We start from the raw sequence: 12,090 nt of genomic DNA, 5'->3' as shown, positions 1-12,090 counted from the left end.
AGAGCGTTGGAACCACCTGATCCCATCCCGAACTCAGCAGTGAAACGATGCATCGCCGATGGTAGTGTGGGGTTTCCCCATGTGAGAGTAGGTCATCGTCAAGATTAAATTCCGAAACCCCAATTGCGAAAGCAGTTGGGGTTTTGTTTTGCCCGCGAAAAAGTTTTTGAACGCTTTCCATGACTATCCCAGCCGTCGCACGAGCAGCCATAGGGGGAAATCGTAATGAAGTGACCGGGCTGTTTTTGGTATGGTGCAGCTCGTTTTTTAACGGACTGATGTCATGCCCACGGATCGGCACTCATTTATGTCAAAGAGTTGCTGTAGAAATGCCTGAACCAATTCCGATCAAGGATCACGAAAAAGAAACGCGTCTGGTCAACAAACGATTGATCGCCTGCGCCTTGTTCGTCTTCGCCGTCAGCTGTGCCCTGGTGGTGCGGCTGTATATCCTGCAAGTGGTGGAATTCGACTACCACTCGACCATCTCCGAAAACAACCGTGTTCATGTCCTGCCGATTCCGCCAACACGTGGTCTGATCTACGACCGCAATGGCGTGTTGTTGGCTGATAACCGCCCCAGTTACAACTTGACCTTCACGCGTGAACGAGCGACTGACGTCAACCATGAGCTGGACGAGGTTATCAATCTCCTGCATTTACCTGCGGAAGACCGTACAGTCTTCGATAAGGCGATGAAGCAGTCTCGCCATCCGTTCACGCCGGTAACGCTGTTTTACGAGCTGACGGAAGAGCAGATTGCCGTCCTCGCGGTCAACGAGTTCCGCTTGCCGGGTTTCGATGTCGAACCCCAATTCGTGCGCCACTATCCGCTTGGAGCACATTTCGCTCACTCGATCGGCTACGTTGGCCGGATTAACGAAAAAGAATCCAAAAGCCTCGACTCGGTTGAATACCGCGGCACGCAATCCATCGGTAAAACCGGTATCGAACGTTTCTATGAGGCGCAACTGCACGGTCACGTCGGTTACGAGGAGGTCGAGACCAACGCCCAAGGTCGCGTATTGCGCGTGCTCAAACACACCGATCCGGTACCCGGCAAGAACATCGTCCTGAGCCTCGACGTCAAACTGCAGGAAGCGGCGGAGGCAGCACTCGGTGATCGTCGCGGCTCGGTAGTCGCGCTCGATCCGTCTACAGGCGAAGTGTTGGCGATGGTCAGCAACCCGAGTTTTGATCCGAACCTGTTCGTCACCGGCATCAGCTCCAAAGAGTACTCGGCGCTGCGCGACTCGATTGATCGGCCGCTGTTCAACCGCGTGCTGCGCGGCCTCTACGCGCCGGGCTCGACGATCAAGCCGGAAGTTGCGATTGCTGGTCTCGATGCCGGTGTGGTAACACCGCAGACCCGCGTCTTCGACCCGGGCTACTACCAACTGCCGGACTTCGATCACAAGTACCGCAACTGGAACCACAGTGGTGACGGCTGGGTAGATATGGACGCGGCGATCATGCGATCCAACGACACTTACTTCTATGATCTCGCGCACAAGCTCGGCATCGATCGCCTGCACGACTACATGGCGATGTTCGGCCTCGGTGAAAAAGTGTCGCTGGACATGTTCGAAGAATCGCCTGGCCTGATGCCATCTCAGGCGTGGAAGCGTGCGACGCGTCGACAAGCATGGTTCCCGGGCGAAACCGTGATCCTCGGTATCGGTCAGGGCTACATGCAGGTCACGCCATTGCAACTGGCCCAAGCTACTGCGCTGATCGCCAACAAAGGCGTGTGGAACCGTCCGCACCTGGCCAAGACGGTCGATGGCATAGCACCGGTCGATGAAAATCCAATGCCGAACATCCTGCTCAAGGATCCACGTGATTGGGAGCAGGTCAATCATGGTATGCAGATGGTGATGCACGACGCTCGTGGTATTGCCCGTGCAGCAGCGGCGGGTGCGCAATACCGCATCGCTGGCAAGAGCGGCACTGCGCAAGTGGTGGCGATCAAGCAGGGCGAGCGCTACAACCGTGAGAAAACCCTGGAACGCCACCGTGACAACGCCTTGTTCGTCGGTTTCGCCCCGGCGGAGCATCCGAAGATCGCCATTTCGGTGATGATCGAAAACGGCGAGGCCGGTGGCCGTGTTGCAGGCCCGGTGGTGCGGCAGATCATGGACGCCTGGTTACTCGATCAGGACGGCCATCTCAAGCCGCAATACGCGGCGCCGACCAAAGCGCCGGGTGACCCGCACGTTTAATCGTCAACAGCTTCACAGTACCGGCTCGTGCAAGCTCCGCCGGTGCTGTGAAATGCCTATTTGCAACGATAACCTTCGGGCATCGTGACGGTATAGTTGCGCTGCACACGGTCCTCGAAGTTCAGGTTCTGCAAGCCTTGCTCCACCAGAAAGTCTTCGACCTTGGTTGCCTGGCAGTCTTCGTTATAGGACGAAGCGCGGAGCAGGTAGACCGGTCGCTTACTGACTTCATCGCGTGCGGTGGCAATAAAGGTACTGAGCGTGGTGTAACCGGTGCGCTCCGAGGTACCTATCGGGCCATAGGTTGTGTTTGGTGTACTCGTGCAATTGAGTCGATCGTCTTTTTTCTTGCTGTTCTTGCACACGGTAGAGGTGCTGGTCGGCACCTGCCCGTAATCGGTAGCGGTATAACGGTAGGTCACTTGTCGGCTACCAATGTCGAGGCTGATGGTCATTTTTATCGGCGCGTGGTTCTTCGGCAGACTGACATCGGTGTAAACCTGCTGGTAGCCCATGTCTTTCAGTGCATTCACCATGTCGCGCAGATAGTAGCGGGCGTTAAGCGCGTTTTCGTCGCTGCCGCCGGCAGACGTCACGAGCACGGTCGCCTTTCGGTCAAAATGATAATCCGGATCAGGTGTCGCATTCAGCGCTACGTCCATTTGAGTGGCGCAGCCGCTGATCACCGCTGTCAGTAAAAACAGCGCGCAGAATAAAAAGCGGGTCATGAAAAAGCAGCCTTGTACTAAGGATTGAATAAGAGTTAAACGATGGAGACTGGCGACAATTAATTGCGCTGGTGCGCAAGGATCAGTCTTTCTGGAATTCCAGCAGATCACCTGGCTGGCAATCGAGTGCTGCACTGAGTTTGTCCAGAGTGGCCATCTTCACGCCCTTGACCTTGCCATTCTTCAGTAATGACAAGTTGGCCGCGGTGATGCCCAGCAGGCTGGCTAGCTCTTTCGAGCGAATTTTTTGCGTGGCCATGACAACGTCAAGGCGGACGATAATTTTATTCCGGTAATTTGTGGCGGCTGTTCTGACGCCTTCGCGAGCAAGCCCGCTCCCAGATGTTGAAATGCATTCCAATGTGGGAGCGGGCTTGCTCGCGAAGAGGCCCTTAAAAATCGCCGCAAAACTCAGGCCCCCGGCACCGGGCAACTCATGTCACCTTCCTCACACTTCAAATACTCCTTCAGCGCCTCAACCCGCACTTTTGTTACCCCAGTCAGGCAATTGCTGTAAATCAACGGATAAACACTCCCGCCCGTCACTCCTGATGCTGAAAACTTGCACTCCGCATCACGAAACCCGACCCACGCCCGCTGTGCACTGACCAACAGTTTTTTGCCATCAGGGTTGTCCTTCAACCGCTCGGTAATCTGCTGATAAACCGCATTCAACTCTTTATCCGCCGCTTTGAAATCCTGCCCGGCGCACTGGTTCATCGTCGCCTGATCGCTGGCGTTGGCGCAGTCGACGGCGGCGTGGGCGAGGGAGGGGAATAGTAATGGCGTCAGGGCCAGCAACCGGCGTGGGGACATTTTGTGATCTCACTCTTGGTATCAGGATTGCCATGCATTGTAGCGATCAGGTTCAACTACCGCTGTAACCGCGCAGGCGCATGCAGTCATTGGTCAGGTCGATCTGTTTCTCAGCCACCACAATGCCATCACCCACCCCGGCACCGACTGCCGCTGACATGCTTTTGTCCGACGGTGCGCTGCTGTAACTGGCGGTTGCCGATTTGGCCTGATATTGGCACTCGGCTTTATCGTGATCGATGGTCGCCTGGGTCGCACCGGGTTTGCTCCAGTGATCGACAGATGTCACGCAAGCAGACAGCGTCAGCAGGGCTGTCCACAGAAAGAGGTGCGTCAGCCGCATGTGGGGTTTTCCTGTATCCGATGAATTGACCCTTGAGTCTAGACGCAACTCCGTGTGGCACCCGTGACCAAATAGCTCCTTGATACAACTTCACATTGGACATGTGGTCATACAAGCCTAGTGTTCAGAACAGGAGGTGACGTATGAAACCAGTACCCAATAGTTTCGAACGCAAAATCACGCTCAAAGCGACGCGTTCTCATGTCTGGCGTGCATTGGTCGATGCCGAGGCGTTTGGCCAGTGGTTTGGTGTGGCGCTGGAGGGCAGGCGGTTCATTGCCGGTGAATGGACACAAGGGCAGGTCACGTATCCGGGTTATGAACATGTGTTGTGGAATGTGCTGATCGAGCGGGTCGAGCCGCAGCAGTTGTTTTCGTTTCGCTGGCATCCGTATGCGGTGAATCCGAAGATCGACTATTCCCAAGAGCCGACCACGCTGGTCAAGTTCGAGTTGCAGGATTACGAGGACGGCACACTGCTAAAGGTTTCCGAGTCGGGTTTTGCGCATATCCCCGATGTGCGCCAGAAAGAGGCGTATTTCATGGACAGTCGTGGCTGGGAGGAGCAGTTGAGCCGGCTCGAACAATTTCTCGCCGAAAGTGCCAAGGCTCGCGAGCGCGACGGTGGCTGATATTTTCGAACCCTGGCTGACGCGGTGGTCTTTAGTGACGGACGGCGCGCCGATCATCACGCCCGGCAGCCGACTGCTGCCGGTACGCCTTGGCGCCACGCCAGCCATGCTTAAAGTGGCAATGGATAATGACGAAAAGCACGGCAACCGGTTGATGACCTGGTGGGACGGTGACGGTGCTGCGCAAGTCTTGGCGCATCATGAAGATGGCCTGCTGATGGAGCGTGCCATGGGCCGGCGCTCGCTGATGCACATGGCAATGCATGGCGAGGACGACGAGGCGAGCCGGATTTTGTGTTCGGCGCTGGCGCGATTGCATGCACCCCGTCCGATGCGATCGCCGCCACTGGTCGAACTGGGGCCATGGTTCGCTTCGTTGCGAATCGCTGCTGTCCAACATGGCGGCCTCTACGACCTGAGCCTGCAAACCGCCGAAGCCTTGTTCGCCGCTCCACAGGACGTGGTGGTGCTGCACGGCGACATGCATCACGACAATGTTCTGGATTTCGAATCGCGTGGCTGGTTGGCGATTGATCCAAAGCGGGTCAGGGGCGAACGCGGCTTTGACTACGCCAACCTGATTTGCAACCCGGATCTGCCGACGGCCACCGATCCCCAGCGCTTTCGCCGGCAACTGGAGGTAATTGTCGAGGCTGCCGGGCTTGATCGTCGAAGGCTGCTGCAATGGGTGCTGGCGTTCGCCGGGTTGTCGGCAGCGTGGTTTCTGGAGGATGACGCATTGGAGCAGGCCTCGGGGCAGCTGAAAGTCGCGCAGATCGCGGCGTCCATGCTCGATGCCTGACACGTCTAGGGGTTTTCGGAAGGGCTGCTATGGCGAATGTCTTACACGCGCTGGTAGCTTTTACGACTATTGCCGATTGGATCCACTGCGTAACCTACACACATCAACTGAGACACAGGGAGTGTTTCAGGATCACGGATGATCGACCATATGCAAGGATCGCTGCCGACAGGGAGTCGATAATGGTCTTGGGAAAAACCCGCTTCGGCGGGTTTTTTTTCGCCCCCAGAAAAGCACAATCCCCCTGCAGGAACTGCCGCAGGCTGCGATCTTTTGATCTTGTTTTTTTAAACCAAGATCTGGATCAAAAGATCGCAGCCTGCGGCAGCTCCTACATGGGGCATGCGTTACGAGGCGATCAACTGGCGCAGGACGTAATGCAAAATCCCGCCTGACTTGAAGTACTCCACCTCATTCAACGTATCGATCCGGCACAGCACATCGATTTTCTCCTGACCCCCGTCCTCACGGGTGATCACCAGCGGCAGATTCATCCGCGGTGTCAGCTCGACGCCGGTCAGGCCCTGGATCTCAAAGGTCTCCTTGCCCGTCAGGTTGAGACTCTTGCGGTTCTGATCGAGCTTGAACTGCAATGGCAGCACGCCCATGCCCACCAGGTTGGAGCGGTGGATTCGCTCGAAGCTTTCGGCGATCACCGCTTTCACCCCGAGTAGATTGGTGCCCTTGGCCGCCCAGTCACGACTGGAACCGGTGCCGTATTCTTGGCCGGCAATCACCACCAGTGGCGTGCCCGAGGCCTGATACTTCATCGCCGCATCGTAGATCGCCAGTTTCTCACCGGTAGGAATGTAGATCGTATTGCCACCTTCCTCGCCGCCGAGCATTTCATTGCGGATACGGATGTTGGCGAAGGTGCCGCGCATCATCACTTCATGGTTGCCACGGCGTGAGCCGTAGGAGTTGAAGTCCCGCGGCTCGACACCTTTTTCACGCAGATAACGCCCGGCCGGGCTGTCGGCCTTGATGTTACCGGCAGGGGAGATGTGGTCGGTCGTCACCGAGTCACCCAGCAGGGCCAATACCCGCGCACCTTTGACGTCCTTGATTGCCGGCAGCGGGCCGGAAATATCGTCAAAGAATGGCGGATGCTGAATGTAGGTCGAATCGTCCTGCCACACGTATGTCGCCGCTTGCGGCACCTCGATGGCCTGCCACTGTTCATCGCCGGCAAACACTTTGGCGTATTCCTTGTGGAACATTGCCGTGTTGACCTGACTGACCGCATCGGCGATCTCTTTGCTCGAGGGCCAGATATCGCGCAGATACACCGGATTGCCCTGTTTGTCCTCGCCCAGCGGTTCGCTGCTGATATCGCTGCGCACGCTGCCAGCCAAGGCATACGCGACTACCAGCGGTGGCGAGGCCAGCCAGTTGGTTTTCACCAACGGGTGGACGCGGCCCTCGAAGTTACGGTTGCCGGAGAGTACCGACGCGACGGTGAGATCGGCTTTCTGGATGGCCTTCTCGATTGGTTCGGGCAGCGGTCCCGAGTTGCCGATGCAAGTGGTGCAGCCATAGCCGACCAGTGAAAAACCGAGCTGGTCGAGGTATTGCGTCAATCCCGCAGCCATGTAGTAATCGGTAACCACTTTCGACCCCGGTGCCAGCGAACTCTTCACCCACGGCTTACGCGTCAGGCCTTTCTCAACGGCTTTTTTCGCCAGCAGGCCAGCAGCCATCATCACGCTCGGGTTGGAGGTGTTGGTGCATGAAGTGATCGCAGCAATGACCACCGCGCCGTTTTTCAGGCGATAGGTGTGGCCTTCGTATTCGTAATCGGTTTCACCGACCAGATCGGCGTTGCCCACTGCCACGCCGCCACCGCCCTCGCTTTCCAGGCGGCCTTCTTCCTTGCTGGTGGGTTTGAATTGCAGATCGATGAAATCGCTGAAGGCTTGCGGTACGTTCGGCAGCGAGACGCGATCCTGCGGACGTTTCGGCCCGGCCAGACTCGCTTCGACGCTGCCCATGTCCAGCGCCAGGCTGTCGGTGAATACCGGTTCCTGAGCGGGCAGACGCCACAGGCCTTGAGCCTTGGTGTACGCCTCGACCAGTTTCACCACTTCTGGCGGGCGCCCGGACAGACGCAGGTATTCCAGTGTCACGTCGTCGACCGGGAAGAAACCGCACGTCGCGCCGTATTCCGGGGCCATGTTGGCGATGGTTGCGCGGTCAGCCAGTGGCAGGTCGGCGAGGCCGTCACCGTAGAACTCGACAAATTTGCCCACCACACCTTTCTTGCGCAGCATCTGCGTGACGGTCAGTACCAGGTCGGTGGCGGTGATGCCTTCCTTGAGTTTGCCGGTGAGTTTGAAACCGATCACCTCGGGAATCAGCATCGACACCGGTTGCCCGAGCATCGCCGCTTCCGCCTCGATCCCGCCAACGCCCCAGCCGAGCACGCCGAGGCCGTTGATCATGGTGGTGTGGGAATCGGTGCCGACCAGCGTGTCGGGGAATGCGTAAGTACGGCCGTCTTCATCCTTGGTCCACACCGTTCGGCCGAGGTATTCAAGGTTGACCTGATGGCAGATGCCAGTTCCCGGCGGCACCACGCTGAAGTTGTCGAAAGCGCTCTGGCCCCAACGCAGGAACGCATAACGTTCGCCGTTGCGCTGCATTTCAATGTCGACGTTCTGCTCGAAAGCGCTCGGCGTGGCGAATTTGTCGACCATCACCGAGTGGTCGATCACCAGATCCACCGGTGACAGCGGGTTGATTCGCTGCGGATCGCCACCGGCCTTGGCCATCGCTGCACGCATGGCGGCAAGGTCAACCACGGCGGGAACGCCGGTAAAGTCTTGCATCAATACCCGGGCCGGGCGGTATTGAATCTCGCGGTCGGAGCGGCGCTCCTTGAGCCACGCGGCAATCGCCTTGAGGTCAGCGCCGGTGACGGTTTTTTCATCTTCCCAGCGCAGCAGGTTTTCCAGCAGGACTTTCAGCGACATTGGCAGCTTGTCGAGATCGCCCAGGCTTTTGGCGGCGTCCGGCAAACTGAAGTAATGGTAGGTCTTGTCGTCGATTTGCAGTGTTTTAAGGGTCTTCAGACTATCGAGGGACGGCATTACGATCACTCCTTTGAATCCGCACGGCTACGGATTGAGGGGACGGGCAGAGCTATCAACGTAGCCCTGTTTTCATTAGCTGGCTAATAACTGGACTCTATGGGCAAGTCCAAGGTTCCGACATCGGCTATCATGCGCCGGTTTTCGTGACAGGCTTTGCTGCAACGCAAGGTCTGGACATCGCGCAGGGGCCGAATGATCGCCCGCTGCCCAGGAGTAAGAATGAACACCCTATTCATGCATTGCCGGCCAGGCTTCGAAGGCGAAGTCTGTTCGGAGATTTCCGACCTCGCCGCCCAACTCAACGTGGCTGGCTACGCCAAGGCCAAAGCGGCCACCGCGTGCGCCGAGTTTGTCTGCACCGAAGAAGACGGCGCCGAGCGCCTGATGCGCGGTCAGCGTTTTGCCGAACTGATCTTCCCGCGCCAATGGGCGCGCGGCGTCTTCATCGATCTGCCGGAAACCGATCGCATCAGCGTGATCCTCGCGCACATGGCCGAGTTCCCGGTGTGCGGCAGCCTGTGGCTGGAGGTCGTCGACACCAATGACGGCAAGGAACTGTCGAACTTCTGCAAGAAATTCGAAGGCCCGCTGCGCAAGGCACTGACCGCCGCCGGCAAACTGGTGGAGGACGCGAACAAGCCGCGTCTGCTGCTGACCTTCAAGAGCGGTCGCGAAGTGTTTCTGGGTATGGCCGATGCCGGCAACTCAGCGATGTGGCCGATGGGCATTCCGCGCCTGAAGTTCCCCCGTGAAGCGCCGAGCCGTTCGACGCTGAAGCTGGAAGAAGCGTGGCACCACTTCATCCCGCGTGATCAGTGGGAAGATCGCCTGCACAGCGACATGACCGGCGTCGACCTTGGCGCCGCACCGGGCGGCTGGACCTGGCAACTGGTCAACCGCGGCATGCTGGTGACCGCCATCGACAACGGCCCGATGGCTGAAAGCCTGATGGACACCGGTCTGGTGCAGCATTTGATGGCCGACGGTTTCACCTTCAAGCCCAAGCAACCGGTGGACTGGATGGTCTGCGACATCGTCGAGAAACCGGCGCGCAACGCGGCGATGCTCGAAGAGTGGATCGGCGAGGGCCATTGCCGCGAGGCGGTGGTCAATCTGAAGTTGCCGATGAAGCAGCGGTATGCCGAAGTGAAGCGTTTGCTTGAGCGCATCGCCGATGGCTTCAAAGCGCGCGGGATCAAGGTCGATATCGGCTGCAAGCAGCTGTATCACGACCGCGAGGAAGTGACCTGCCACTTGCGCCGTCACGACATCAAAAAAACCAAATCCCGCTAAAACACCGCAATACCCTGTGTAGGAGCTGCCGAAGGCTGCGATCTCTTGATCTTAAAAAGCAAAGATCGCAGCCTTCGGCAGCTCCTGCACAGGGTGTGGATTAAAGCTATAGATGACCGAACACCCGGCAGTGCGCGACAATGCCGGCCAGTTTCAGGAGTGAATCATGAGTGAAATGATCGATACCCCGGTCGACGGCACCCTCGACGCCACCGGCCTTAATTGCCCGGAACCGGTGATGATGCTGCACCAACACATCCGTGATCTGGTACCCGGCGGCCTGCTCAAGGTGATCGCCACCGACCCGTCGACCAAACGCGACATCCCCAAGTTTTGCGTGTTTCTCGACCATGAGTTGGTGAGCCAACACGAAGAGGCTGGTACTTACCTGTACTGGATTCGCAAGAAACACGCCTGAGCCCCAGGCGAGCGCAAAACCAAATGTGGGAGCGAGCCTGCTCGCGAAAGCGGTATCTCAGTCACTATTGATGGCGACTGATACACCGCATTCGCCAGCAGGCTGGCTCCCACATTTTTTGTCCCGGTTTAAAGGGTTTAGCCCGCCGAGCGACTGATCCGAATACGTTTGCGCGCGCTGCGCGTCAGACGGATCGACAGCATCAACGCCGCACAGCTCAGGCCAACGATCAGACCCTGCCACAAACCGCTCGGGCCGCGTGGTTCACCGAGCCAATCGGTCAGACCGAGGGCGTAGCCCACTGGCAAACCAATGCCCCAATAGGCGAACAGGGTCAGGATCATCGTCACTCGCGTGTCCTGATAACCGCGCAGCGCGCCGGCAGCGGTGACCTGGATCGCGTCGGAAAACTGGAACAGCGCCGAGTACACAATCAGCATCGCCGCAATGTGAATCACCGTCGGGTCAGCGGTGTAGATCGCCGCAATCGGTTCGCGCAGCAACAGCATCATGCTCGCCGACAGGCAGGCGTAGGCCAGCGCGGTGCCCATACCGACGCCAGCGGCAAAGCGTGCCTCGCGTGGTTCTTCGCGGCCCAGCGCCTGACCGACGCGCACGGTAACGGCCATGCCCAGCGAATACGGAATCATGAACACCAGTGAGCTGACGTTCAGCGCAATCTGGTGCCCGGCGACCACGGTGGCACCGAGGCTGCCGATCAACAGCGCAATCACCGCGAAAATGCTCGACTCGGCAAACACCGCGATACCGATCGGCAGACCAATTGCCAGCAGTCGTTTGATCACTGCCCATTGTGGCCAGTCGAAACGGCTGAAAATTTCGCTGGAACGGTAGGCCGGCGCCCAGCGCTCATACCCGGCCAGCCCCAATGCCATCACCCACATCACAATCGCCGTGGCCCAGCCGCAACCAACACCGCCCATCGCTGGGACGCCGAAGTGGCCATAAATGAAGATGTAGTTCAGCGGAATGTTCAGTGCCAGGCCGCACAGACCCAACACCATGGCCGGGCGGGTACGGCCAATGCCGTCACTGGTGCAGCGCAGGACATGATAGAACGCCACGGCCGGCAGACCGCTGGCGATGCCGTGCAGGTATTGCATGCACGGGCCGATCAGCTCCGGGTCGACCTTCATCAAGTGCAACACCGGCTCGGCGGCCACCAGCATCGCCGTCGCGATCAGCCCGACCACCAGCGCCAGCCACAGCGCCTGACGCACTAGCGGGCCGATTTCGCTGTGGCTGCCAGCGCCAAAACGCTGGGCGACTTTCGGCGTGGTTGCCAGCAATGTTCCGGTCATCAGCAGAAACACCGGCACCCAGATCGAGTTGCCCAACGCCACCGCCGCCAGATCTTTTGGCCCGACACGGCCTGCCATCACTGCATCGACGAAGCCCATGGCCGTGGTCGCCAGTTGCGCGATGATGATCGGCAGCGCCAGGGCGAGCAGGTTCTTGAACTCCAGGCGAATCCGCGCTGGGCGGGTGAGGGAGGTGGCGACAGGTTGGTCAGTTACGGAATTCACAGGCAAAGCGTCCACAGAGGTTGATGCGCAAGGCGCCGCATTCTACGCCGCTGACGCCTTGGTCAGGAAAAATCCTCTGTTGCGCATTTGTAACCTCTAGGAGCTGCCGCAGGCTGCGATCTTTTGACGTTGTTTTTTTAGATCAACAGCAAAAGATCGCAGCCTGCGGCAGCTCCTGCCGTTAAACTGGTTATCCG

The 12,090-nt window shown here is 58.4% G+C and carries 11 protein-coding genes and 1 rRNA gene; 6 read left to right on the top strand and 6 right to left on the bottom strand.

Annotated elements, in window-relative coordinates; all coding sequences use genetic code 11:
• Both rrf and mrdA read left to right on the top strand, forming a co-directional pair.
• Positions 1 to 104: ribosomal RNA gene (gene rrf / locus AK821_RS26235) — 5S ribosomal RNA — on the top strand; the annotation flags it as partial.
• Between the two features lie 225 nt (positions 105 to 329).
• Entirely contained in the window at positions 330 to 2,222 is a 1,893-nt protein-coding gene (mrdA, locus tag AK821_RS26230; RefSeq protein ID WP_064392847.1) for a penicillin-binding protein 2, read from the top strand.
• Between the two features lie 56 nt (positions 2,223 to 2,278).
• On the opposite strand, the gene AK821_RS26225 is transcribed toward mrdA, so the two are convergent.
• The 4 genes from AK821_RS26225 to AK821_RS26210 form a co-directional block, all read right to left on the bottom strand.
• Positions 2,279 to 2,950: a hypothetical protein gene (locus tag AK821_RS26225; RefSeq protein ID WP_064392846.1), complete on the bottom strand. Its 672-nt coding sequence runs from the start codon at positions 2,948 to 2,950 to the stop codon at positions 2,279 to 2,281.
• Between the two features lie 82 nt (positions 2,951 to 3,032).
• Positions 3,033 to 3,233 (bottom strand): helix-turn-helix domain-containing protein, encoded by a 201-nt coding sequence (locus AK821_RS26220; RefSeq protein ID WP_152974196.1) that lies wholly within the window; start codon positions 3,231 to 3,233, stop codon positions 3,033 to 3,035.
• Between the two features lie 128 nt (positions 3,234 to 3,361).
• Positions 3,362 to 3,766, bottom strand: a complete 405-nt coding sequence (locus AK821_RS26215; RefSeq protein WP_064392844.1) for a lysozyme inhibitor LprI family protein — start codon at positions 3,764 to 3,766, stop codon at positions 3,362 to 3,364.
• Positions 3,767 to 3,818: 52 nt separating this feature from the next.
• The gene (locus tag AK821_RS26210; RefSeq protein WP_064392843.1) at positions 3,819 to 4,109 is read right to left on the bottom strand and encodes a hypothetical protein; all 291 of its coding nucleotides are present in this window, start codon (positions 4,107 to 4,109) and stop codon (positions 3,819 to 3,821) included.
• Positions 4,110 to 4,252: 143 nt separating this feature from the next.
• Between AK821_RS26210 and AK821_RS26205 the strand changes: the two genes are divergently transcribed.
• Both AK821_RS26205 and AK821_RS26200 read left to right on the top strand, forming a co-directional pair.
• Positions 4,253 to 4,741, top strand: a complete 489-nt coding sequence (locus AK821_RS26205) for an SRPBCC family protein (RefSeq protein WP_016983720.1) — start codon at positions 4,253 to 4,255, stop codon at positions 4,739 to 4,741.
• 1 nt (position 4,742) lies between these two features.
• Positions 4,743 to 5,543 carry an aminoglycoside phosphotransferase family protein gene (locus AK821_RS26200; protein ID WP_064392855.1) on the top strand — a complete coding sequence of 267 codons (801 nt, stop codon included), beginning with the start codon at positions 4,743 to 4,745 and terminating at the stop codon, positions 5,541 to 5,543.
• Positions 5,544 to 5,890: 347 nt separating this feature from the next.
• Here the strand turns inward: AK821_RS26200 and acnA are convergent, their stop codons facing one another.
• Positions 5,891 to 8,632: an aconitate hydratase AcnA gene (gene acnA / locus AK821_RS26195; protein WP_064392842.1), complete on the bottom strand. Its 2,742-nt coding sequence runs from the start codon at positions 8,630 to 8,632 to the stop codon at positions 5,891 to 5,893.
• 222 nt (positions 8,633 to 8,854) lie between these two features.
• Here acnA and rlmM point away from each other — a divergent pair, with 222 nt between their 5' ends.
• Both rlmM and tusA read left to right on the top strand, forming a co-directional pair.
• Positions 8,855 to 9,928, top strand: a complete 1,074-nt coding sequence (gene rlmM / locus AK821_RS26190; RefSeq protein WP_064392841.1) for a 23S rRNA (cytidine(2498)-2'-O)-methyltransferase RlmM — start codon at positions 8,855 to 8,857, stop codon at positions 9,926 to 9,928.
• Between the two features lie 166 nt (positions 9,929 to 10,094).
• Positions 10,095 to 10,346 carry a sulfurtransferase TusA gene (gene tusA / locus AK821_RS26185; protein ID WP_007910424.1) on the top strand — a complete coding sequence of 84 codons (252 nt, stop codon included), beginning with the start codon at positions 10,095 to 10,097 and terminating at the stop codon, positions 10,344 to 10,346.
• Positions 10,347 to 10,483: 137 nt separating this feature from the next.
• Here the strand turns inward: tusA and AK821_RS26180 are convergent, their stop codons facing one another.
• Positions 10,484 to 11,893 (bottom strand): MATE family efflux transporter, encoded by a 1,410-nt coding sequence (locus tag AK821_RS26180; protein WP_064392840.1) that lies wholly within the window; start codon positions 11,891 to 11,893, stop codon positions 10,484 to 10,486.
• Positions 11,894 to 12,090 lie beyond the last annotated feature (197 nt).

The organism is Pseudomonas sp. RIT-PI-r (genome assembly GCF_001297015.1).
Taxonomy (GTDB): Bacteria; Pseudomonadota; Gammaproteobacteria; order Pseudomonadales; family Pseudomonadaceae; genus Aquipseudomonas.
The sequence above is the reverse complement of the archived record's forward strand: the minus strand, read 5'-3'. Positions and strand labels throughout refer to the sequence as shown.